The sequence below is a fragment of the Bacillus sp. AP50 genome (genome assembly GCF_040492675.1).
Taxonomy (GTDB): Bacteria; Bacillota; Bacilli; order Bacillales; family Bacillaceae_G; genus Bacillus_A; species Bacillus_A cereus.
In genome coordinates, this window is the sequence record NZ_JBEUTW010000139.1 from 25,322 (window position 1) to 47,732 (window position 22,411).

Genomic DNA, 22,411 nt, shown 5'->3' on the forward strand with positions numbered 1-22,411 from the left:
TTTTCGACTTTTGGGGGAGAGAATGAAAGGTAGGAGAAAGTATAATGTCAGATAATTATCGTTCTCGTACAGAACGAAATCATGTGAAAAATCAAGAGAAAAAAACACATAAAGAAGAAAAACCAAAGAAAAAAGGCTCCTTTTTCAAGAAATTCCTTATAGGTTGTCTACTTCTTGGTATCGTTGGTCTTGTAGCCGGCGTTTCCGCTTTCTTTGTTATGGTAAAGGACGCTCCAAAATTAGACAAATCCAAACTTGTTAATCCTTTATCAACAAAGTTTCTCGATAAAAACGGAAATTTCTTCTATGAATACGGTGCTGAAAAACGAACACATGTTACTTATGATCAAATTCCAAAAGTAGTTGAAAATGCATTTCTTGCAACTGAGGATTCGCGTTTCTATGATCATAATGGAATTGATTTTAAACGAACTACAAAAGCAGTTATGGAAAATGTCACTGGTGGTTTCGGTTCCCAAGGTGGTAGTACGATTACACAGCAAGTCGTTAAAAACTACTTTCTAACGATGGACAAAACTGCTAAAAGAAAAGTGCAAGAATGGTACTTATCTTACAAATTAGAGCAACAATACTCTAAACATGAGATTTTAGAAATGTACTTAAATAAGATTAATTTAGGTAACCGTTCATACGGTATTGCGACAGCAGCGCAAAAATATTATGGTAAAGATTTAAAAGACTTGCAATTACATGAAGCTGCTATGCTCGCTGGTTTACCCCAAGGTCCAAACATTTATGATCCAACAAAAAAGGAAAATGTTGAACGAGCAACAAATCGTCGTAATGTCGTATTATCATTAATGAATCGACATGGTTATATAACAAAAGAAGAAATGAATAACGCCGTTAAGATTCCAGTAACTGAGGGCCTTCAACCGTCTTCAGAAGTAACTGAGATGAAGTATCAAGCATTTTTAGATGCGGTTGTAAAAGAAGTTGAAAAAGAATATCCTGATGTAAATATCGGTTCAGATGGTTTAACGATTCATACAACACTTGATCAAGATGCTCAAGATTACGCCGACAAAATTATGGATGGCAATCTTATTAAGTATCCGGACGATCAATTCCAAGGGTCATTCGTATTTATGGATACACAGTCTGGAGAAGTTCGAGCAATTGGTGCTGGACGTAAAGAAAGTAAGTCTACTTTCAAAGGTCATAATATGGCAACTGATTTAAAACGCCAAGTTGGTTCAACAATGAAACCAATTTTCGACTACGGTCCGGCAATTGAAAATTTACAATGGTCTACATACCATCAATTAAACGACTCAGAGTATACGTATTCCAATGGTAAGAAAATACAAAATGCAACAAAGAGTTACAAAGGTGACGTTTCACTACGTGAAGCTTTGAAAAAGTCATTAAACATTCCAGCTTTAAAGACAGCACAAACAGTTGGTCTTAATAAGTCAAAAGAATTTGCTGAAGGTTTAGGCATGACCTTTAAAGAAGGAAAAGTCTACGAATCAACAGCAATCGGTAGTAACGATAGTTCTCCATTAGAAGTAGCAGGTGCATATGCAACCTTTGGTAATAGTGGTAACTATAATAAACCACACTTCGTAAAAGAAGTAACCTTCCCGGACGGGAAAAAGAAAAGCTTTAAACCGAAAGAACATCGCGCAATGCAAGACTATACAGCTTATATGGTTACTGACGTTCTTCGTGACGTAGTAAAACCTGGTTCTGGTGGTACAGGTCCAACAGCATACGTTTCAGGTGTTGACGTAGCAGGTAAAACAGGAACACAAAACTTTGATGAATCAGTTCTTCAAAAATATGACATCCCAGCTGATGCAAACAGAGATAGCTGGTTTGCTGGATATACGCCACAATACACAATGGCTGTTTGGACCGGTTACGAAAAAGATGGTCCAAAAAATTATGTTAGCGATCGCTCCACTAGAATTGCACAGCAAATGTTCCAAGTAATGATGAGCAAATTCGCTACAGATAAATCACGCTTTGAACGTCCTTCTTCTGTACAAGAAATAAACGGAGAGTTATACGTAAAAGGTGCGAAAAAAGATGCAATTAAACAAATTAAAGTAGATGCCCCTAGTGGTCTGAATGTCACTTTTGATGGCGCTAGCACAGTTACACTAAACTGGTCTGGACCAGCAGAAGTTGATGCATATGCAGCCAGCTATAAAGCAACTGACGGTTCAAGTGGTAGCCTATCAATAAGTGGTACGACAGCTACTCTTGGTGGTATTAAACCAGGTGTTACTTACAGCTTCTCTGTAGTAGCGAAAAAAGGTACTGGCACAAGCCCAGCAGTTGGTGCATCCTTCACTGCGCCTGGCGGAACTCCAGATGCAAAAAAAGCTGAAGAAGAGGCTAAGAAAAAGGCCGATGAAGAAGCTAAGAAAAAAGCTGATGAGGAAGCCCAGAAAAAGGCTAATGAAGATAAAGTAAAACAAGACGAAGCTAAGAAAAAGGCTGAAGAAGAGGCTAAGAAACAACAAGAACAGCAACAGCAAGAACAACAACGTAAACAGCAAGAAGAAGCTCAAAAGAAAGCTGATGAGGAAGCTAGAAGGAAAGCTGAAGAAGAAGCTAAGAAAAAAGCTGAAGAAGAAGCTAAGAAGAAAGCTGAAGAAGAGGCCAAGAAAAAAGCTGAAGAAGAGGCTAAGAAACAACAAGAACAGCAACACCAAAATCCCGGAGGAGATACACCTCACGCAGACGGTGCTGTTGTTACAACAGAGTCCTAATATACAAAAAAAGAAGTCCGTTTCTCTTAACGAGAAGCGGACTTCTTTTTTGTTATCATTTTCTTTACATACAGCTTTTCTATTTCGATATACAACTGCGCTAATTGAATATAAGAATGATAATTACTCGGTTTCTTTATAATGAATGAATATCTTTCCATAAAATTAACAGGTTGCACTTTTAATTTATTCGTATTTATTTGCATTTCATTCAAACTATGAACAGGTTGTTCATTTAGCCAATAGACAACCGATAACAAGTGAGCTGAAAAAAGAATCATTGGTCCCTCAGCCTCTTGCTTATTTCTATTTCGAAACAGTATAGCAATGTCTTCATGCTTATTTTTCCATACATTCAACATCACTGGAATGCTGTTTTCAATTTCCTTCCATGGCTCATACTGTCTTTCAATATCAAATATAAAGTAAGTATTTTGTATTATCTCTTCAAAAGAATTGTCTGTATGATACTTAATTAAATTTACACTTTCTTTAAAAAATGGTAAACAGTGAAATTCTTTCGGTATTTCTATAACTCGTTCCATCCTTTATTTCACCTTCATTCGCTTCTTTCCTTCACGACATACTTCTAACAGTCTGCATTCCTCACATTGCGGTCGTTGTGCTTTACAATGATAACGTCCAAAGAAAATCATACGATGATGTGTAACTCCCCACTCATCCATTGGTACTTTCTTCATTAATGTTTTTTCTACTTCTAACACAGAGTCTTTCCATCTACACATAGCTAATCGTTTACTCACTCGCTCCACATGTGTATCAACAGCAATTGCCGGAATTCCAAACGCTACGGAAACTACAACATTCGCTGTTTTCCTTCCTACACCTGGTAATTTCGTAAGTTCATCTCGATCGTTCGGTACTTCTCCATTATAGTCATCTAATAACATTCGGCATAATTTTTGAATGTTTTTTGCTTTATTTCTATACAATCCGATAGAGCGTATATCTTGTTGTAATTCTTCTAGAGAAACACTTAAATAATCTTCTGGTGTTTTATATTTTTGAAATAAATTTCTTGTCACTTTATTTACAAGTACATCCGTACATTGTGCAGATAACGCCACCGCGATTACAAGTTCAAATGGATTATCATGAACCAATTCACAATGTGCTTCTGGATACATATCCGCCATTGTGTCTAAACAATAACGGATTTGCGTTTTGTTAAGCATATTTTTCCTCCTATATTACTGCTCCAACCAATTATAAAAAGGCACTTTTCCAGTAAATTTCGTCTCTTGTTTTGTCATTTGTTGTGCCCTTTGTTGATTCGCTCTAAATTTTTGACCTTGATTTTGAGCCTGATCTACCGTTTTAATTCCATTCTTTTTCCACTCAAATAAAATACGATCAATATATCGGAAATTTAGTTTTCCACTCATTACAGCTTCTCTAAGAGCCGCTTGAATTAAATTTGGATGATGTTGATCTTGGTCCTCCCACATCCCTAACGTTTCACATTCGAACGGCGAAAGTGGTCTTCCAAATTCTTTTTCAAATACTGTATATAAATTTACTTGTAGCTGTTTTTTTTCTTTTTGCTCTTCCTCTATTGATTCATCCATTAAGAAATGTAATATTTTTTCCCATAACGGTTGTAAAGAATAACTTTCGCACATCATCGCTTCTGATCTTTGTCCACCTTCTAGTGATAAAAAACCTTTTTGAATCAACGTCTGAATTACTTCCATACATTTCATTTCCGTTATCGTCATCCGTTCAGAAATCTCTGAAGGAGTCGGAAACGAATTACCTGATTCTAAAAATGTGTGTACATGAAGTACAACCATAAATTCCGTCTCATTTAAACCTAATTTTTTATAATGCATCATAAGCAATTTTGGAATTGCAATGCTTCCCTGCTCAAACCACTGTAACATCATTTTCTTTTTCATCACCAAACACCTCGCTCTCTAGTATAACACACCTTTAGCTATTTCTTTTTGCCACAATCCGTCAAAAAAACCTCCCCATTAATAGGGAGGTTTTTTATATTACATGAATGAAATATAAAATTAAGCTTGCACTTTACTTTTCATAAATGTATGGATGCGCTCTAATGCTTTCTCTACTTGTTCAAGAGATGTCGCATATGATAAACGAACATTATTTGGAGCACCAAATCCTGTACCTGGTACAAGAGCCACTTTTTCCTCTTCTAATAGAGCTTTTGCCCAATCATCAACTGTTGCATATCCTGATAAAGCTACAGCTTCTTTTACGTTAGGGAATAAGTAAAATGCCCCTTGCGGTTTAATACAAGTAAAGCCAGGGATTTGAATTAATTTATCATAAATGATGTTTAATCTCTCTTCAAAGGCTTGACGCATTGTTTCCACAGGTTCTTGTGAGCCTGCATATGCCGCAATTGCGCCGTATTGAGCGATTGAAGTAGGGTTTGACGTACTATGACTCGCTAAATTCGTCATTGCTTTAATAAGCTGCTTATTTCCTGCAGCATATCCAATACGCCATCCTGTCATAGAATGAGATTTAGATACACCATTAATAATAAGTGTTTGTTCTTTTAATGCATTAGAAAGCTGGGCAATTGAAGTATATTCTACGCCACCATAAATTAATTTTTCATAAATTTCATCAGAAACGATTAAAATATCATGTTCTAAACATACTTCTCCAAGCTGTTGTAATTCTTCTTTGCTATAAATCATTCCTGTTGGATTGCTCGGTGAATTAATAATAACTGCTTTCGTTTTCTCTGTAATTGCCTCACGCAGCTGCTTTGCTGTAATTTTGTACTCATTGTCTTCTAAACCTTCTACATAAACCGGCTTACCGCCAGCAAGCTTTACTTGCTCTGGATAGCTTACCCAGTAAGGAGTTGGGATGATAACTTCATCTCCCTCATCAAGTAATACTTGGAATAATGTATATAATGCATGCTTTGCACCATTACATACAATAATTTCAGATGGATCATACGCAATACCTTGATCGCGAGTAAATTTCTTCACAATTTCTTGTTTTAACGATTGTAATCCACCTGTTGGTGTATACTTCGTATGCCCTTCTAACATCGCTTTATGTGCAGCATCCATAATATGCTCTGGTGTATTAAAGTCAGGTTCCCCTGCCCCTAATCCAATTACATCATGACCCTCTGCTTTTAATGCTTGTGCCTTTGCTGTAATTTCTAAAGTTGAAGACGGTGTTAAAGCAGCTACTCGCTTTGCTAATTTCATTTGTAGTTCCCCCTACATCTATTTTTCAATGCTATATCGTCTTAAAAATTTTCCATCTTTAAATTCAAGATAGTAATAACTATAACGATTGTCATCATCAATATATGTAACTTCCCATAGTGGTACATCATTTTCAAAGCCTAATTTCACTTTCATAATCTCTTTCGGCTTACTTTTTGATTCCTTACTTTCATTGCCGACTTGCTCTATTGTTCTTTGTATAGCCTCTTTTTCAGAAATACCTTCGCTCTTTTTCCTTACTACAGTATCCCCTTTTTTCTCAGGCACCCAAACGATAAGTTGTTCTCCCTTTTCATCTGTACCTTGCACGACTATATATGCAGATTTTCCGTTGTAATAATCAACAGATTTCACCTTTGTAAGCTTTGCTTTTTCTTTAGCAATTTCTACAAATTTCGACTCTTTTGGAATTTTCTTTCCCATCGCTTTATTATAAACATACGCCCCATATATTCCGCTAGCAACGATAACAATAATGATTGCAAAGATCCACTTTTTCATTGTATCACTACGTTCTGTAAATCGTAAATACAGCTGTTTCTTTATCTTTTTCGTCTAATGCTAGTCCGAACATGAGGTCCTGCTCTTTTAACGTACGATTTAAACTATCAACAATTTTATACAAATCCGACGAATATTTAATACGCGTCGTTGATAGTACTTCGATTTTCTTATCCATGAAAAAACTCCTCCGTTACACAAAAATTTCTAATTATAGAAGAACGCAATGCGGTTACAATAAGAGTACATTCTTTACAACCCCTGCTTCATCACCCATCTATTATAGCAGGACATGTACAGCAAAAAAAGGTTTCAAGTCGAAAACCAACACATTTTGTATACAAGAAGTAAGAAAAATAAAATTCCTCCTACCCACATTTTTTACGCCTGAAGTTTATAAGTACTTCAGGCGTATTTTTCTTCCATTTTTATTCATTTGATGGTTCTTCTAATTGTACTAACAATTCTTCTAATGGTCCTTCATAAAGAGGTACGTTAGGAATCGATTGTAGAAATCGTTTTCCATAGGAAGAACTCGTCAAACGACGATCTAACACTACTACCGTTCCTGTATCTGTATTCGTTCGAATTAAGCGGCCGAATCCTTGTTTGAAACGTAATATTGCTTGTGGGAGCGCTAATTTAGCGAATACATCTTCACCTTGATTTTTTAGCCACTCACCTTTCGCTTCCATCATCGGCTGATGAGGAGGTGTAAATGGTAGACGGACTATAACAAGACAACTTAAGGCATCTCCAGGAATATCTATTCCTTCCCAGAAACTGCTCGTCCCTAATAAAATTGATTTGTCGAACTCTTGAAACTTTCGAATTAAGCGGCTTCGACTTCTATTATTCACACTTTGGGTGAGTAATAAATAACCCTCTAATTCATCATTATTTTTTAAATTCGCATACGCTTCTTTTAACATTTCATACGAAGTGAATAAAACGAGCATTCTGCCTTTTGTGGCTTTTGCTATCTTTGCAATATGTTCCGATACAGATTCAATATATCGCTCATTACTTACTTGCTTAATAAAAGGTACATCCGTTGAAACCATTAATTTCATCTGTTCATCATAACGAAATGGTGACGGAACCTTTAAAGTATTTGGAGCGAAATCATGTAAACCAAGTTCCTCTTTTATATAATCAAACGTATCGTTAACTGTTAGTGTTGCGGATGTAAAAATAACACTCTTTTTTTCTGTTAAAAATTCATCAGCAAATCTTTCACCAATATGGACAGGCTGTGCGTATAGAACTGTTGAATGAATCGTCCCTTTCGTTTCAGTCTCCATCCAAGTTACATACGAATTCTTTTCTAATACGAGTAACTGTAATGATTCTGCCATCTTTCTCAGCAACTCAATTAAATGCATAAATTCACCTGTTACAACATGCATCTCCCATTCTAACTTACTTTGCAATATATCCACTTGCTTCTCAAGAGCAGTTACTACCCTTCTTAATTCATATATAAAACGATTTGTTAATTCGACGATACTATCCCACAACTTACCTTTTTCTAGTTCTGCGTTATACCTATAGATGAGCGGCATATTATTCGTTCCTTGCTCTTGCTTTGTTTGTTTAAATATAAAAGTACGTAACATTTGGAAGAGTTCATCCGCATCAAACTTAAGTTCCTTCAAACTATAACTTATCATACGGAAAGTTGAACGAGATGCTTGCTCTGATTTTTTCATCATTTTATATACTTTGGAGAGTACATCTTCTGTTTCTAGCGTCCCAAGACGAGATATAACCAATTGAAAATACATACAAGAGAACTGTTCACCCAATGTTCTACTCGCAGCTTCTTCAATATGGTGAGCTTCATCAAAAATAATATGTTCGCATGAAGCAAACAACGGTTCTTCACTTGAAAAATCTTGAAATAATAACGCATGATTTGTAATAACGATATCTGCAAATAAAGCTTTATTCTTCGCTCGCTGATAAAAACAACGACTAAACCAATTACTTTGCATACCGCCTGGACTATACGCATCGCTACAAATACGATTCCAAAGTAACTTTCCGCCCTCAGGAATATTTAATTCGTCTCGATCACCTGTTTCAGTTTGCAATAGCCAAACTAAAATCTTCGCCTTCGTAAGTGCCATATCATAATTTTTTTCTTCCTCTTGCAAAGCATACTCAAATTTATGTAAGCATAAATAATGCTTTCTTCCTTTTAGAAGAGCTGCCTCAAATGAAAATGGCATTATTTTTTGTAATAACGGAATTTCTTTTTCTAATATTTGTTGTTGGAGTTGTACCGTTTGTGTACTTATAATGACAGGTTCTTCTTTTCTCTTTGCAAAATAAAGACTAGGAAGCAAATAAGCAAGAGTCTTTCCTGTTCCTGTACCCGCTTCAATTAGTGAAAAACGAGAATCTCTTAACGCCGTATATATCTCTTTCATCATCAGTTGTTGACTTTCTCTTCTTTCAAACTTTGGCATATGTGATTCCAATTTATCCATCGTTTTATTCAAGAAAGCATCAAACTTTGATGAACACGTTTCTCCAAGGTTTAAGGAATAGTTCCGCTTTTTCAGCGCAATATTTCGATGTATTTCATACTCCGCTATATCTTCTTTACCGTGCATTACTTTCTTTAAAATATTTTCAGAAAGCACATCAGCTATATCGCTTTGGAACACATCACTTAATTCATAAAGCGATTGCAACGTGACAAGTGGTAACTTTTCAATTTCATTTAAAAATTGTAAAAATAATTCCGCTGTTGCAAGAGCATCACTATCCGCACGATGTGGTTGATCGTGCTCTAGTTCATGCTTCTTAGCTAAATCACGTAATTTATAACTATCGGCTGTCGGCAAAAGAATTTGAGCCAATTCAACCGTGTCGATTTTCGGACAATGTATTTCTGTATATCCAGCTTGCCTTAATTCTTCATTTAAAAAATTCCAATCAAAGTGAACATTATGCGCAACGAAAGCCGCACCTTGTAATAGCTCAACAATCATCGGGGCTACATCTTGAAATAACGGGGCTTGTTTTACAAGACTTTCATCAATCCCTGTTAATTCTGTAATAAATGGTGGGATCTCTCTCTTTGGGTTAACAAAAGACGAAAAAATCTCCAATATCTCTCCATCTTCTACTACAACAGCTGCAATTTGGGTAATTTTATCCTTCCCATCTTTCCAGGAGTTCCCTGTCGTCTCTAAATCAACAACGACATAACGCTTACTCATATATGTAACACCTCAATTTCTTACCTTTCAAACAACAATAATTTATATAATGTTACTATACCACGTTTTATCTCATCTTAATGAAAAGATGCACAAAAAAGCTATCTCCGCAATGGAGATAGCCTTTCTACTTATAATATCGTACCCGCTTTTTCAGCACCTAACATTTCAATAATTTGATTATTATCGTCTAATACTGCAATTTTTGGTTCTTGTTTATGAATCTCTTCTTCCGTAACTAGCCCATAACAAATAATAATTACTTTGTCCCCTGGTTGTACAAGCCTTGCCGCAGCACCGTTTAAACAAACAACACCACTACCGCGTTCCCCTTTAATAACGTATGTCTCTAAGCGAGCACCATTATTATTATTTACAATTTGGACTTTTTCGTTTTCTACAATATTTACTGCATCCATTAAGTCTTCATCAATTGTAATACTACCTACATAATTTAAATTTGCCTCCGTTACAGTTGCACGATGTAACTTTGCTCTCATCATTGTGCGAAACATAGATGCTCCCCCTTATTTAACTGTTAATGTTATATTGTCAATTAATCTTACATTTTCAAACTTAACTGCAATAGCTAAAATGATTCTTCCTTTGACTTTCTCTACCATTGTTAATGACGGATATGCATATAAATCTGCATAATCTACAGTGCCTTTCGTATGCGTCTCAATATACTCTTTCACAAGATTTGTAATGATTTCGGGATTACGTTCACCTGCCTCAATTCTTTCTTTCGCTATACATAGGCTGCGGTATAAATGAAGAGCTTCTTCACGTTCATCTTGTGATAGGTACACGTTACGAGAACTTTTCGCTAAACCATCTTCTTCCCTTACAATATCAACTGGTACGATTGTAACTGGAATATTGAAATCAGTTACAAACCCTTCAATTACTGCAACTTGTTGAGCATCTTTCATACCGAAATAAGCACGCTTTGGCAGCGTAATATTAAATAGTTTCATTAGTACAGTTGCAACACCAGCAAAATGACCAGGTCTTTGTTGACCGCATAATACGTCCGTGCGCTTCACAACTTCTACCGTTGTTGTTTGTTCTGCTGGATACATTTCTTCTACACTCGGATAAAATAAATAATCTACACCGTTTTCTTTTGCTACATTTTCATCTCTATCAATATCACGAGGATATCGATCTAAATCTTCATTTGGGCCAAATTGTAGTGGGTTTACAAATACACTTAAAACTACAGTTTCATTTTCTTCTCTTGCCTTACGTAATAAAGTAGCATGGCCTTCATGTAAATAACCCATTGTTGGAACAAAACCAATACTCTTTCCACTTGCACGAAGTTCGCTCGTAATTTGCTGCATCTCTTGCACTGTAGTTACGATTTTCATTATTGTTTTCCTCCATATAACGCTAAGCATTCTTCCTCTTTCATTGTGAACGAATGTTTTTCTTCAGGAAATTGCCTTGTCTTTACTTCAGTAACATATTGTGAAATCCCACGCACAATCTCCTCTTGAACAGACGTATATTGCTTCACAAATTTCGGAACACGATTTACGCCGTATGAGATAAGATCATGATAAACAAGCACTTGCCCATCTACTTTTTGTCCTGCGCCAATCCCAATTGTCGGTATTGTTAGTTGCTCTGAAATAAGTTCTGCTAACTGCATTGGTACACATTCTAACACAAGCGCTATTGCACCAGCTTCTTCACATTTCTTTGCATCTTCTATTAATTTTTTTGCACTCTCCGCATCTTTTCCTTGCACTTTATATCCACCCAACACTCCTACAGATTGAGGGGTTAAACCTAAATGCGCTACAACAGGAATTCCTGCGTTCGTCAAATATTGAATCGTCGATATAACTTCTCCAGCACCTTCTACCTTCAGTGCGTGTGCCCCGCTCTCTTGAACGATGCGGCGTGCATTCACCATCGTTTCTTGTAATGATACGTGATACGACATAAATGGCATATCAGTTACAATAAACGTCTCTTTCGCTCCGCGGCGTACAGCTTTCGTATGATGAATCATATCCTCTACTGTTACAGGTACTGTTGAATCGTATCCGAGTACAACCATTCCAAGAGAATCTCCAACTAGAATCATATCAACTTCAGCTTCTTCTGCTAATTTAGCAGATGGATAATCATACGCCGTTAGCATTGTAATCGGCTCACCTTGCTCTTTCATCTTCAAAAAATCTGTTTTTGTTTTCAAAAACTACTCCTCCTTTATGCAGGAGAGAGGAGATGGCCGAAATCATATAAAAAAAACCCCTCTGGCCATAAAAGGGCAGAAGGGTTGTGTGTTAGTCGGCATTATTCATCCCTCTGTCCCAGTCCGTTATTGGATCAAGGCAGAATCCAAGTTATTATTTTTCGTATGACTTCGAATCATGGTGCAGTTCGCTCTGATACTGCCCACATTCGAACTAATTATAGCAAACTACAAAAAGGAATTACTACATTTTTTTGAAAAAATAATTTTTTATTCTTATTACGGTATATGAAATTTAACACGAGAGTATATATGCTATACAGTTTTTATGGATAATTCAATCCTGAAAAGATACATGTTTTTTCAACGCATGTTAAAAAAGTCCAAGTTAATTTTTTCTGTAATCAATTTAACTATATAGTATAACTCTTAAACTAATGATGCAGGTTAATTGAGGAAAGTACTTAACAAAGGAGAATTGCAGATGTCTATGAACAGGTGGTTATTTCGATTCAGCAGTTTGCTTGTAATGATTGTATGGTGGATGTCTTTAGGATCCTCCCAAGTATTTGCCTCAGTTCATGTCGTAACACAACCCACCGATTTAACGAAAGTGATTGAGGTTGAACTAAATGATGATTACTTTAATCCAAATGTCATCACGATTCCGCTTGAAGGATCAACAACATTACTATTGAAAAATAAAGGTAAAAACGAGCACACCTTTACAGTGAAAAAACTCGGTATTGACGTCGTAGTCCAGTCAGGAAAAGAAAAGAATATTACCGTGAAACCTAAAAATACTGGTACATATGAATTAATATGTCGATACCATCTTCTTAAAGGAATGACAGGCAAAGTAATCGTCAAATAACATGCCAGGTCAACTCGACGGAAGCTATTTTGAAATGAACTTTAAATATGAAAAGAATTTATTATCATGTTACAAATTTAACTCAAAACTATTGAAATAAAAAGAAGTTCCAAAAGAGGAACTTCTTTTACTTAATTTCGATATCTGCAGAATGAATATGATGTACTTTCCCCTCATGATCCTCCAGAAGTAATACACCATCCTCTGTGATTCCTTTTGCTAACCCCGTAATTGTCTCTCTCATCGTTCGGGCGGTAATTTCTTTCCCGATGCTCACAGCGTAACTTTCCCAAAGAATTTTAATGACAGAGAAACCATTTTGTAAATATTCTTCATATAATTTTTCTAGTTGTAAATAGATTTGTTGCATAAGTTCTGCACGAACAATCGGCTTACCTGATTCAATCGCTAATGAAGTAGCGATGTGCTGAATTTCTTCATCAAAATGTTCTTGCTTTTGATTCGCATTAATACCGATGCCCATAATGACAGCATTAATTTTATCAGGATCCGCTTGCATTTCTGTTAATATACCTACAGCCTTTTTACCTTGAATTAAAATATCATTTGGCCATTTTATTCCTACGTTTACACCTGTACATTTTTCAATTGCCTGTGCAACACTAACAGCCGCTAACAAAGTAAGTTGCGGTGCATGATGAACTGGGATTGACGGGCGTAAAATAATACTCATCCAAATCCCTGTTCCTTTTGGTGAATGCCATTTTCTGCTTAAACGACCTCTTCCCGCTGTTTGTTCTTCTGCTACAACGACAGTTCCTTCTTCTGCACCTTCATAAGCAAGTTTTGCTGCAATGTGCTGCGTTGATTCAACAGTTTCTTCAAAATACACTGTTCTACCAATCCGCTTCGTTTGTAGCCCTAACTGAATTTCATTAGCAGTCACTTTGTCTGGCTTACTTGCAATTCGGTAACCTAATCGGCGCACAGCTTCAAGTTCATATCCCTCACTCCGCAGATCCTCCATATGTTTCCACACAGCAGTTCTTGAACAACCAAGTTTATCACTAATTGTTTGGCCGGATACAAACTCGCCATCCGCTTCAGAAAAAACTTGCAATAACTGCTTTCTTATAGTAGATTGCATCCTTGCAGCCACTCCCTTATACGCTCTTTCTCATTAACTACGTTTCCTTGTACGATTGCTTCTTCGATTTTCTGAAGCATTTCAGCAACCCACGGACCAGGCTTTTTGTTTGCCCAGTTTAATAAATCATTACCAGTCACATTCATTTCTTGACGTTCCTGGATTGGCAATGCATGAAACATTAATTGTACTCGTTCAACAGATGTAGGGTCATAGCTTTCAATCATCGCTTCATATACTCTCTCTGCCATTTCAGCGATATGAATTCCCGTTTTATAAAGAAGGACTGTATCCCAATCCTTCTCCTTTCTAGTACGAATTGCCAATAAAACTGCAACAATATCTTTTATTTTTTTATTCGAAAACTTCCATTGACGTAAAAAGACAGATGGATGTTCTTCTCCGATACAATATAAGAAAAATGCCCACGCCTCAATATCCGTTTCGAAAGAATCCCATTTATACTGCGTAGCTTTTAACAGTCTCTCTTCTGACATTTGTAAATATGGCAAATGAGAAAATAGCTTCGTCTCTACTAATTCTTTGAGACCTTTCACACAATATGTACCAGTTAACAGTTTCTCAAACTCTACTGTAATACGCTCAATTGCTATATGTTCTAGCAAATGCCCATACGTTTCAATCGCTTGCTTCGTTTTCATTTCTAATGAAAAACCTAACGTGCTTACAAACCGAATACCACGCATCATTCGCAGGGCATCTTCTTGAAAACGATCCGCAGCATTTCCAACTGTCACAATTTCTCTCTGTTGAATGGCTTCCTGTCCAGCAAATAAATCAACCATTTTGCCTTCTTCTGTCATAGCAATTGCATTCATCGTGAAATCACGACGTTTTAAATCCTCTTCTAATGAACGAACAAATTGAACACTACTAGGTCTTCGAAAATCTTCATATTCGCTTTCTGTTCGAAAAGTAGTTACCTCATAAGGCTCACCATTTTCTACAACAATTACAGTTCCATGCTCAAGACCAACAGGAACATTTCTTGGGAATATAGCCATCACTTCTTCTGGTAGAGCAGATGTCGCAATATCAATATCTCCAATCGGCCTATCGATAATAAGATCTCGTACGCTCCCACCAACAAAGTAAGCCTCATGTCCTTGTTGCTTTAATGTCTCAATAATAGAACTAGCTTTTTTAAATCTTTCCATTTTTTTCATCCCTTAGTACGTCATAGTAAATCGTTTCATATTGTGAAACAATTTTTTCTGAGCGAAATTGCTCATAAACACTTTCTCTTGCTCGTTCTCCCATATTACGGTGAAGTTCCTCGTCCTTTAATAGCTGAATAGCTTGATTTGCCACTCCTGTTGTATCGCCAACTTCACATAAATATCCTGTTTCCCCGTGTTGAATAACCTCTGGAATACCTCCAACCCGCGTTCCGATACAAGGTACACCACACGCCATTGCTTCTAATAAAACAAGACCAAAACTTTCCTTCTCTGATAGAAGCAACATTAAATCACTCATCGCAAGTAGTTCTGCAACATTATCTTGCTTCCCTAAGAATAAAACGCGATCTTCAATATGTAAATTTTTCACTATCTGTAAAATCGTACAGAATTCTGGTCCGTCTCCAACAAGAAGCAACTTCGCATCTACTTCTTTAACAATTTTAGCAAATGCCTGAACAACATCCTGCACACGTTTCACTTTACGGAAATTCGAAATATGAATAAGTACTTTTTCACTCTCACTTATACCATATTCTTTCTTTAATTGAGACATATTACGCTTGAAATATATACGTTCGTCTATAAAGTTATATACCGTTTGAATTTCTTTACTTGGTTTTACAAGCTCATGTGTTTCGTTAATTAATGAATGCGAGACAGCAGTGACAACATCTGATTGCTCAATACCAAAACGAATTAAATTATTTAACGAAGGGTCGGAACCTAACACAGTAATATCTGTTCCATGTAAGGTTGTAACAATTTTAATACGCTCTCCGATCATTTGTTTTGCTAAATATGCACAAATTGCATGTGGTATTGCGTAATGCACATGTAAAATGTCTAAGTTTTCTCTTTGTGCAACCTCGGCCATTTTACTTGCTAACGCTAAATCGTATGGTGGATATTGAAATACAGAGTATTGATTTACCGTCACTTCATGAAAATAAATGTTTGGATATACTTTATTTAACCGGAATGGTAAACCCGATGTAATAAAGTGAATTTCATGCCCACGTTCCGCCAATTGCTTTCCTAATTCTGTTCCAACAACTCCAGAACCACCTACAGAAGGATAACATGTAATACCTATTTTTAATTTCATTTACATCCCCCTAATAAATCAGCATGTAATAAAACCGGTTTCTTACTCATAAATCCCTCGGCATACAAGACTCCAACTTCTTTTCCAAACATCTTCTCACGAGCGATTACAGTTTCAACGTAACCTTCTGTTAACGGTGTCTTAACACCATCGCTCCCTGTTGAAAACTGACTTTCATACGCTTCTAATGCTTCCACCTTTATAGAGAGGTACTCACTTATATCTATACAAAAATTCGGTTTATGAAAACCATTAATCATATAATTATAAAAAGACTCCACACGATGTGGTGAAAGTTCCGGCATATATTTACGGATTCCTGCTGAAAAAATAGCCTCTTCCACAAGCTTTGCACAATTTGCATGATCTGGATGGCGATCTTCATAGTACGGCGCAAAAACTAGTTTTGGTTTATATGTACGGATCACCTTGACAATTTCACGTATATACTCTTCTTTCATATACAAACCACGGTCTGGCATCGCTAAATTCAGCCTCGTTTTTACTCCCATTATACGAGCTGCAACCTTCGCTTCTTCTTTTCTCAACTCTATCGTTCCATTTGAAGAAAGATCAGCTTCTGTTAAATCACAAATACCTACTTCATACCCTTGCTTTGTATATTTAGCGATGGTACCAGCCATGCCGATTTCAACATCATCGGCATGAGCACCAAACGCTAATATATGTAATCCACTCATAATTGTTCCCCTCATTTTCTTAACTTACGATAATCTAAATCTCCTCGCTCTAATGCGTGCATTAACATTTCAGCACTTGCCATATTCGTTGCAAGTGGAATCGCATATACATCACATAAACGAAGCAATGCATTCACATCCGGTTCATGCGGCTGTGCTGTTAATGGATCGCGGAAGAAAATCACCATATCTAAATCGTTCTTTGCAATCATTGCACCAATTTCTTGATCTCCACCAAGAGGGCCAGATTGATATCTTGTTACAACTAATCCAGTCGCTTCCATAATACGAAGCCCTGTCGTTCCTGTTGCAAATAATTCATGTTGTTCAAAAATTGGTTTATATGCGTATGCAAACGAAACCATATCATTTTTCTTTTTGTCATGTGCGATTAAGGCAATTTTCATCCGTTGTCTCCCCTTTAGTCGATAATATTTTCTAAACCGTACACAAGATGATCAAGGTTCATTACTGTCTCAATTGATAGTTTTACACCTGACATAAATGATGCACGATTGAATGAATCATGACGAACTGTTAACATTTGTCCATCTCCACCGAACATTACTTCTTGGTGTGCAATAAGCCCTGGCAAACGTACACTATGAATGTGAATACCGTCTACATTTGCACCACGTGCACCTGCTAGTTGCTCTACTTCATTTGGATGACCTTGCTGCTTTGATTCACGATTTTGACGAATTAACTCTACCGTTTTTACAGCTGTACCAGATGGTGCGTCTAATTTTTGATCATGATGTAATTCAATTACCTCAACATCTTGGAAATATTTCGCTGCCATTTGTGAGAATTTCATCATAAGAACTGCACCAATTGCAAAGTTTGGAGCAATAATTGTTCCTACTGCTTTTTCTTTTGCATTCTCTGTTAAACGTGCCAATTCTTCTTCTGTAAATCCAGTTGTACCAATAACCGAACGAAGTCCACGCTCAACTGCAAGTGTAACGTGTTGTTTCCCCACTTCTGGTGTTGTTAAATCTAACAACACATCTGCTTCTACTTCATCTAAACAAGTATGTAAATCAGCGTAAATCGGTGCATGTAATGCTGGCATGCCAGGTAAATCAGAAATCTTCTCACCACCATGCTTATAATCCACTGCTGCTACTAAATTAAAATGTTCCGTTCTTTCCATAAGAAGAACTGCTTCATGTCCCATACGTCCTCTTGGTCCGGCGATAATTACTTTAATTTCTTTCATTATTCTTTCTCTCCCTCATCAATACGTGTCCAGCGATCTTTATCACGTGTATTAAATTTATTCATTACAATGTTATGTGCTGTCTCTAAATCAATATTTAAACTATTTGCCATACAAATCATAACAAATAATACATCTCCAAGCTCTTCTTCAATACTTCTTTCTTTTTCAGTTGTTTTCTTCGGTTTCTCACCATAATAATGATTTACCTCTCTTGCAAGCTCTCCCATTTCTTCCGTTAAACGAGCCATCATTGCAAGCGGACTGAAATAACCTTCTTTAAACTGACCAATATATGCATCTACTTCTTTCTGCATATCTTTCATCGTTTTTGCTTCCATACTATTCACCTCTAATCCTTCCTCTTTCATGTTAGCCAATTCATCGCGATTTGACAAATATTATTCCCCGCCAAACACCTATTTGCGACCCATTTTTGGATAGACTATAATAAAGTGAAACTTCTTTTGCGTTTTTTTGCAAAAGATTAGTTGAACTAATCGGGTTCCTACGGCTGGTTCGCCTTTCTTCAGAGCTTTATCTCCTACCAGCCGTTGGTACGGGGTAAAGTGAAACTTCTTTTGCGCTTTTTGCAAAAGATTAGTTGAACTAATCGAGTTCCTACGGCTAGTTTGCTTCTCTTCTTTGCTTCATCTCCTACCAGCCGTTAGAGCGGGATAAAGTGAAACTTTCTTTTGCGCTTTTCACAAAAGATCAGCCCACATCAATCAAGTTCTTACTATTTTCACTAGCAACTAGAAATTACTTATTATTATGTTTTACTGTTTCAGCGGAGCAATGCAATCATTACATAATTAGGGGGATTTCTATATGACATCAAAATTGAAGATGCGAAATATTATTTTTATTTTAATCGGTTCCGCTATATTTTCTTTCGGTATTGTCAATATCAATATTGAAAACCACCTTGCAGAGGGTGGGTTTACTGGTATTACACTATTATTGTATTTTTTATTTAAGTTTGATCCTTCCTACTCAAACTTAATTTTAAATATCCCTATATTTTTTATTGGTTGGAGGTTACTTGGCAGAACGACATTTTTATATACATTAATTGGCACCTTTAGCGTATCTTTATTTCTATGGATTTTCCAGCGTTACGAAGTACTCAACTTACATTTAAACTTGCAAAATGATATGACACTCGCAGCTTTATTCGCCGGGGCATTTATCGGTATCGGCCTTGGAATAATATTTAAATATGGTGGGACTACTGGCGGTGTAGATATTATCGCACGACTAGCTCACAAATATGTTGGCTGGAGTATGGGGAAAACAATGTTTATGTTTGATGCTGTCGTTATCGTAGTCTCTATTCTTACCTATTTATCATACCGCGAGGGCATGTATACGCTAGTTGCTGTTTTTATCGGTGCTAAAGTCATTGATTTTATGCAAGAAGGAGCTTATGCTGCCAAAGGAGCGACTATTATCTCAGAGAAAAACGATGAAATTGCTGCCAAAATTTTATCTGAAATGGAGCGCGGAGCAACCTTTTTAAAAGCTGTTGGATCGTATACAAAAGTGGAACGTAACGTATTGTATTGCGTTGTTGCTAAAAATGAAATCGTGAAATTAAAGAATATCATTACTTCTGTAGATCCTCATGCTTTTGTCGCTGTAAGTGATGTACATGATGTAGTTGGTGAAGGATTTACGTTAGATGAAAATAAAAACCCTTTACATAATTAAATGTAACTAGAAAAGCGCCTTAGCTTTTCTAGTTTTTTATTACAAGTCTTTTAAGCTTCTCAAAATCCTCATGAATAAGCTCCAATAAACTCCGATTATAAAAAATGGAAGCTGGATGAAAAGTCGGAAAAACATGATATTCTTTCTCTGACCATGTAAACTCTGCACTTTGCATATCCTTTAATTTTTGAATGGGCTGTTTTAATAATTGCCCGTGTATATCTGTGATTTTTTTATTTTTTCCTGTTAAACGTTGAAGACCGATATTTCCAAGCGTGACGATAAGCTTCGGATGTATTTTCTCTAATTCATAATCTAACAAAGGCGCATGGGCAACTATTTCTCCCTGATTTGGCGTTCTATTATACTTTTTTTGTATGATTTCACCATTTCGTTCTTTTTTCTCTCGCCATTTATAAGGTCTACTTCGAACAGCGCTCGTAATATATACTTCTTCCCTTGTAACATCAATACGCTCTAAAAAATCCATTAATTGTTTTCCCGCCCTCCCGCTAAACGGAATCCCATTATGAATTTCTGTTTCACCAGGCGCTTCTCCTAACAACATAAATTTGGGATTTTCAGGACCTTGTCCACTTAAAAAACCTTCTAGTTGATAAGGAGCACTGCGCTCTTGCACTTGTTTTACTAAATGGTCTGGATATTTCATTTCCCCCCACCGCCTTTCCGCATTACTTCTATTATTTCTATTTGCAATACATTATATAATTCAATCCATACAACAAAAAAAGACTATCAAAATTGATAGTCTTTAGTCGTCGCTACGCTGCATACCAGTATACATTAATACGAGACGTAATAATTCAAATACCGCTACAGCTGCAGCTGCTACATATGTTAATGCTGCCGCATTTAATACTTTACGAGCTTGCCCATATTCATCTGTTGATACAATACCTAACGCTTCAATTTGTTGCATTGCGCGCCTTGACGCATCAAACTCAACTGGCAATGTAACGAGCTGGAACACAACACCTGCTGCCATTAAAATGATACCTAATAACAACAAACCAGACATTTGTGCAAATATACCGATTAGGACGAAAATCCAAGACATATTCGAACCAAAGTTTGCAACTGGCACTAACGAATGACGAACGCGCATAAATTTATAATCTTTTGCATCTTGAATTGCGTGTCCTACTTCGTGTGCTGCAACTGCTGTACCAGCAACTGAATGTCCATAATAGTTATCTGTTGATAATCGAACCGTCTTAGCGGTTGGATCATAATGGTCTGATAAATGACCTGGTGTTTCTTCTACAGCTACGTTGTATAATCCATTTTCATCTAAAATTTTTCGAGCCACTTCCGCTCCTGTCATACCTGATGTTGAATAAACTTGTGAATACTTGCTATAGGCACTACGTACTCTTGACTGTGCATACAACGGTATGATCATTATGATCGCGAAGTAAATTAAATAAAACATCATGAACCTCCATTGAAGTTTTAATTATAGTACTTCTCATTCTATTTTCTTCTGCCACTATTGTCAATGAATAAACCTTACAATCCATATCTTTATTTATTGCATTATCTATTTTTAGAATGTACATTACTTTTTCTTTTTTCTCTCTCTCCTTTATACTTTCTCCATCCAACATAAGTTAATGTGAAGAAAATAAGTCCCCCAGTAATTGTCATAAACCAAATGAGAGAGGGTGCAATTTCATCTTTTTTTACTGTGTGAAATATCTTTTGCAAATCCCCTTTAATAATCCCTAATTGCATTTGGCCGCCTTTCGTTTTTAACATAACGTTACGAAATTCATCTAAATAAGATAAATGAACGTTTACACGCTGAACCTCGTTTTCTGGCAAAGCAATCATTAAGCTTGGATAAATAATATTGAATTCATTTAAAAACGTATTTAACGTTTGTTGAAACTGCCCAGCATCTTCTTTTTCCATCGCTTTTTCCATTTGAGAAAAGGCATCCATTACTTTCCTTTCTCTTTCCATCCAAAGTGGTTGATATTTCGATACTTGTGCATCAACAGCAAGTTGTAATGCCAGCACATTATCAATTTTAGCTTGCTTACCTAAACCTTCTTCAGAGAGCGATTGTTGCGCCTTATCGTAAGCTAAAGAAATAACTCTAACTTGATCTGGTGTTACTTCCTGCTTCTTTTCATTCCCCTTTATTAAAAATTGCTCCGAGAAATGTTGTAATACTTGTACCGCTTTTTCATCTTCATTACGCTTCACTAACTGTAACGAGTCGTCTAACAACCCTGTTAGCTCATTCCACTCTTCAGCATATATACGTAACGGAAACATTATAATTAGAAATGCTATCAATCCAATTAATGTTCTCTTCATCCCGGTCCCCCCTATAACTACTAGTACAAAATATGTTAATTTGGACAAGAATAGAACAGAACTAGACCGAAAAATATATTATCATTTTACAAAGAAAAAAATTCTCTTTAAGCAGAGAATTTTTTCTGTGACATCCTTTTCTTTTTTACGAAATATCGATATAAACTGTAACAAAGTATACTACCTGTCTCTTATACAC

Annotated in this window: 23 protein-coding genes and 1 pseudogene; 3 read left to right on the plus strand and 21 right to left on the minus strand. The window is 36.4% G+C overall.

Going from position 1 to position 22,411, the window contains the following annotated elements; genetic code table 11:
- The first annotated feature begins 44 nt into the window (after positions 1-44).
- Positions 45-2,744, plus strand: a complete 2,700-nt coding sequence (locus ABWK52_RS12285) for a PBP1A family penicillin-binding protein (RefSeq protein ID WP_001283099.1) — start codon at positions 45-47, stop codon at positions 2,742-2,744.
- 26 nt (positions 2,745-2,770) lie between these two features.
- On the opposite strand, the gene ABWK52_RS12290 is transcribed toward ABWK52_RS12285, so the two are convergent.
- The 10 genes from ABWK52_RS12290 to panB all read right to left on the minus strand — a co-directional run bounded on the left by ABWK52_RS12290 (position 2,771) and on the right by panB (position 11,938).
- Positions 2,771-3,289, minus strand: coding sequence for a YpoC family protein (locus tag ABWK52_RS12290; protein ID WP_000442653.1), 519 nt, complete (start codon positions 3,287-3,289; stop codon positions 2,771-2,773).
- Between the two features lie 3 nt (positions 3,290-3,292).
- Positions 3,293-3,940, minus strand: coding sequence for an endonuclease III (gene nth, locus ABWK52_RS12295; protein WP_000933034.1), 648 nt, complete (start codon positions 3,938-3,940; stop codon positions 3,293-3,295).
- Positions 3,941-3,955: 15 nt separating this feature from the next.
- Positions 3,956-4,663 (minus strand): DNA replication protein DnaD, encoded by a 708-nt coding sequence (gene dnaD / locus ABWK52_RS12300; protein ID WP_000728552.1) that lies wholly within the window; start codon positions 4,661-4,663, stop codon positions 3,956-3,958.
- A gap of 120 nt (positions 4,664-4,783) precedes the next feature.
- Positions 4,784-5,971 carry an aspartate transaminase AspB gene (gene aspB, locus ABWK52_RS12305; RefSeq protein ID WP_000761571.1) on the minus strand — a complete coding sequence of 396 codons (1,188 nt, stop codon included), beginning with the start codon at positions 5,969-5,971 and terminating at the stop codon, positions 4,784-4,786.
- A gap of 18 nt (positions 5,972-5,989) precedes the next feature.
- On the minus strand, positions 5,990-6,493 hold the full coding sequence (locus tag ABWK52_RS12310; protein ID WP_000758739.1) for a cell wall elongation regulator TseB-like domain-containing protein: 504 nt from the start codon (positions 6,491-6,493) through the stop codon (positions 5,990-5,992).
- A gap of 7 nt (positions 6,494-6,500) precedes the next feature.
- Entirely contained in the window at positions 6,501-6,671 is a 171-nt protein-coding gene (locus tag ABWK52_RS12315) for a YpmA family protein (protein ID WP_000358352.1), read from the minus strand.
- Between the two features lie 250 nt (positions 6,672-6,921).
- A complete protein-coding gene (gene dinG / locus ABWK52_RS12320) occupies positions 6,922-9,726 on the minus strand; it encodes an ATP-dependent DNA helicase DinG (RefSeq protein ID WP_000044957.1) in 2,805 nt (934 codons plus the stop codon).
- A 131-nt stretch (positions 9,727-9,857) separates the two neighbouring features.
- Positions 9,858-10,241 (minus strand): aspartate 1-decarboxylase, encoded by a 384-nt coding sequence (gene panD, locus ABWK52_RS12325; RefSeq protein ID WP_000490182.1) that lies wholly within the window; start codon positions 10,239-10,241, stop codon positions 9,858-9,860.
- A gap of 12 nt (positions 10,242-10,253) precedes the next feature.
- Complete coding sequence (panC, locus tag ABWK52_RS12330) at positions 10,254-11,102, minus strand: pantoate--beta-alanine ligase (RefSeq protein WP_000707027.1); 849 nt, start codon at positions 11,100-11,102, stop codon at positions 10,254-10,256.
- Positions 11,102-11,938: a 3-methyl-2-oxobutanoate hydroxymethyltransferase gene (panB, locus tag ABWK52_RS12335; protein ID WP_000851108.1), complete on the minus strand. Its 837-nt coding sequence runs from the start codon at positions 11,936-11,938 to the stop codon at positions 11,102-11,104. Before panB ends, panC begins: the two co-directional genes overlap by 1 nt.
- 484 nt (positions 11,939-12,422) lie before the next feature.
- Between panB and ABWK52_RS12340 the strand changes: the two genes are divergently transcribed.
- Entirely contained in the window at positions 12,423-12,812 is a 390-nt protein-coding gene (locus ABWK52_RS12340; protein WP_000062393.1) for a cupredoxin domain-containing protein, read from the plus strand.
- Positions 12,813-12,939: 127 nt separating this feature from the next.
- Here the strand turns inward: ABWK52_RS12340 and ABWK52_RS12345 are convergent, their stop codons facing one another.
- The 7 genes from ABWK52_RS12345 to ABWK52_RS12375 are packed head-to-tail and all read right to left on the minus strand — an operon-like array spanning position 12,940 to position 18,494.
- Positions 12,940-13,920, minus strand: coding sequence for a biotin--[acetyl-CoA-carboxylase] ligase (locus ABWK52_RS12345; RefSeq protein WP_001192063.1), 981 nt, complete (start codon positions 13,918-13,920; stop codon positions 12,940-12,942).
- Positions 13,905-15,098, minus strand: a complete 1,194-nt coding sequence (locus ABWK52_RS12350; protein ID WP_053514231.1) for a CCA tRNA nucleotidyltransferase — start codon at positions 15,096-15,098, stop codon at positions 13,905-13,907. The genes ABWK52_RS12345 and ABWK52_RS12350 overlap by 16 nt, the downstream gene beginning before the upstream one ends.
- Positions 15,085-16,230 carry an N-acetyl-alpha-D-glucosaminyl L-malate synthase BshA gene (bshA, locus tag ABWK52_RS12355; RefSeq protein ID WP_098541404.1) on the minus strand — a complete coding sequence of 382 codons (1,146 nt, stop codon included), beginning with the start codon at positions 16,228-16,230 and terminating at the stop codon, positions 15,085-15,087. Before bshA ends, ABWK52_RS12350 begins: the two co-directional genes overlap by 14 nt.
- The gene (bshB1, locus tag ABWK52_RS12360) at positions 16,227-16,931 is read right to left on the minus strand and encodes a bacillithiol biosynthesis deacetylase BshB1 (RefSeq protein ID WP_000015673.1); all 705 of its coding nucleotides are present in this window, start codon (positions 16,929-16,931) and stop codon (positions 16,227-16,229) included. Before bshB1 ends, bshA begins: the two co-directional genes overlap by 4 nt.
- An 11-nt stretch (positions 16,932-16,942) precedes the next feature.
- Entirely contained in the window at positions 16,943-17,338 is a 396-nt protein-coding gene (gene mgsA, locus ABWK52_RS12365) for a methylglyoxal synthase (RefSeq protein ID WP_000684765.1), read from the minus strand.
- Between the two features lie 14 nt (positions 17,339-17,352).
- Entirely contained in the window at positions 17,353-18,153 is an 801-nt protein-coding gene (dapB, locus tag ABWK52_RS12370; RefSeq protein WP_000658810.1) for a dihydrodipicolinate reductase, read from the minus strand.
- Positions 18,153-18,494 carry a nucleotide pyrophosphohydrolase gene (locus tag ABWK52_RS12375; RefSeq protein ID WP_002108639.1) on the minus strand — a complete coding sequence of 114 codons (342 nt, stop codon included), beginning with the start codon at positions 18,492-18,494 and terminating at the stop codon, positions 18,153-18,155. Before ABWK52_RS12375 ends, dapB begins: the two co-directional genes overlap by 1 nt.
- A gap of 490 nt (positions 18,495-18,984) precedes the next feature.
- Here ABWK52_RS12375 and ABWK52_RS12380 point away from each other — a divergent pair, with 490 nt between their 5' ends.
- Complete coding sequence (locus tag ABWK52_RS12380; protein ID WP_000202121.1) at positions 18,985-19,866, plus strand: YitT family protein; 882 nt, start codon at positions 18,985-18,987, stop codon at positions 19,864-19,866.
- A 28-nt stretch (positions 19,867-19,894) separates the two neighbouring features.
- Here the strand turns inward: ABWK52_RS12380 and ABWK52_RS12385 are convergent, their stop codons facing one another.
- From ABWK52_RS12385 to ABWK52_RS12400, 4 genes and pseudogenes are all read right to left on the minus strand, one after another.
- Positions 19,895-20,536, minus strand: a complete 642-nt coding sequence (locus tag ABWK52_RS12385; protein WP_016117488.1) for a uracil-DNA glycosylase — start codon at positions 20,534-20,536, stop codon at positions 19,895-19,897.
- Positions 20,537-20,638: 102 nt separating this feature from the next.
- Positions 20,639-21,322: a zinc metallopeptidase gene (locus ABWK52_RS12390; protein ID WP_098541402.1), complete on the minus strand. Its 684-nt coding sequence runs from the start codon at positions 21,320-21,322 to the stop codon at positions 20,639-20,641.
- 101 nt (positions 21,323-21,423) lie between these two features.
- Positions 21,424-22,212 (minus strand): sporulation protein YpjB, encoded by a 789-nt coding sequence (gene ypjB, locus ABWK52_RS12395; protein WP_000831583.1) that lies wholly within the window; start codon positions 22,210-22,212, stop codon positions 21,424-21,426.
- Between the two features lie 107 nt (positions 22,213-22,319).
- A pseudogene (locus tag ABWK52_RS12400) lies at positions 22,320-22,397 on the minus strand (TIGR01906 family membrane protein); the annotation flags it as partial.
- Positions 22,398-22,411: the final 14 nt, after the last annotated feature.

What these genes read in the sequence shown, in the direction of transcription:
- ABWK52_RS12285 (WP_001283099.1), top strand. Translation starts at nt 45, where the DNA reads ATGTCAGATAATTATCGTTCTCGTACAGAACGAAATCATGTGAAAAAT.
- ABWK52_RS12290 (WP_000442653.1), bottom strand. Translation starts at nt 3,289, where the DNA reads ATGGAACGAGTTATAGAAATACCGAAAGAATTTCACTGTTTACCATTT.
- nth (WP_000933034.1), bottom strand. Translation starts at nt 3,940, where the DNA reads ATGCTTAACAAAACGCAAATCCGTTATTGTTTAGACACAATGGCGGAT.
- dnaD (WP_000728552.1), bottom strand. Translation starts at nt 4,663, where the DNA reads ATGAAAAAGAAAATGATGTTACAGTGGTTTGAGCAGGGAAGCATTGCA.
- aspB (WP_000761571.1), bottom strand. Translation starts at nt 5,971, where the DNA reads ATGAAATTAGCAAAGCGAGTAGCTGCTTTAACACCGTCTTCAACTTTA.
- ABWK52_RS12310 (WP_000758739.1), bottom strand. Translation starts at nt 6,493, where the DNA reads ATGAAAAAGTGGATCTTTGCAATCATTATTGTTATCGTTGCTAGCGGA.
- ABWK52_RS12315 (WP_000358352.1), bottom strand. Translation starts at nt 6,671, where the DNA reads ATGGATAAGAAAATCGAAGTACTATCAACGACGCGTATTAAATATTCG.
- dinG (WP_000044957.1), bottom strand. Translation starts at nt 9,726, where the DNA reads ATGAGTAAGCGTTATGTCGTTGTTGATTTAGAGACGACAGGGAACTCC.
- panD (WP_000490182.1), bottom strand. Translation starts at nt 10,241, where the DNA reads ATGTTTCGCACAATGATGAGAGCAAAGTTACATCGTGCAACTGTAACG.
- panC (WP_000707027.1), bottom strand. Translation starts at nt 11,102, where the DNA reads ATGAAAATCGTAACTACAGTGCAAGAGATGCAGCAAATTACGAGCGAA.
- ABWK52_RS12340 (WP_000062393.1), top strand. Translation starts at nt 12,423, where the DNA reads ATGTCTATGAACAGGTGGTTATTTCGATTCAGCAGTTTGCTTGTAATG.
- ABWK52_RS12345 (WP_001192063.1), bottom strand. Translation starts at nt 13,920, where the DNA reads ATGCAATCTACTATAAGAAAGCAGTTATTGCAAGTTTTTTCTGAAGCG.
- ABWK52_RS12350 (WP_053514231.1), bottom strand. Translation starts at nt 15,098, where the DNA reads ATGGAAAGATTTAAAAAAGCTAGTTCTATTATTGAGACATTAAAGCAA.
- bshA (WP_098541404.1), bottom strand. Translation starts at nt 16,230, where the DNA reads ATGAAATTAAAAATAGGTATTACATGTTATCCTTCTGTAGGTGGTTCT.
- bshB1 (WP_000015673.1), bottom strand. Translation starts at nt 16,931, where the DNA reads ATGAGTGGATTACATATATTAGCGTTTGGTGCTCATGCCGATGATGTT.
- mgsA (WP_000684765.1), bottom strand. Translation starts at nt 17,338, where the DNA reads ATGAAAATTGCCTTAATCGCACATGACAAAAAGAAAAATGATATGGTT.
- dapB (WP_000658810.1), bottom strand. Translation starts at nt 18,153, where the DNA reads ATGAAAGAAATTAAAGTAATTATCGCCGGACCAAGAGGACGTATGGGA.
- ABWK52_RS12375 (WP_002108639.1), bottom strand. Translation starts at nt 18,494, where the DNA reads ATGGAAGCAAAAACGATGAAAGATATGCAGAAAGAAGTAGATGCATAT.
- ABWK52_RS12380 (WP_000202121.1), top strand. Translation starts at nt 18,985, where the DNA reads ATGACATCAAAATTGAAGATGCGAAATATTATTTTTATTTTAATCGGT.
- ABWK52_RS12385 (WP_016117488.1), bottom strand. Translation starts at nt 20,536, where the DNA reads ATGAAATATCCAGACCATTTAGTAAAACAAGTGCAAGAGCGCAGTGCT.
- ABWK52_RS12390 (WP_098541402.1), bottom strand. Translation starts at nt 21,322, where the DNA reads ATGATGTTTTATTTAATTTACTTCGCGATCATAATGATCATACCGTTG.
- ypjB (WP_000831583.1), bottom strand. Translation starts at nt 22,212, where the DNA reads ATGAAGAGAACATTAATTGGATTGATAGCATTTCTAATTATAATGTTT.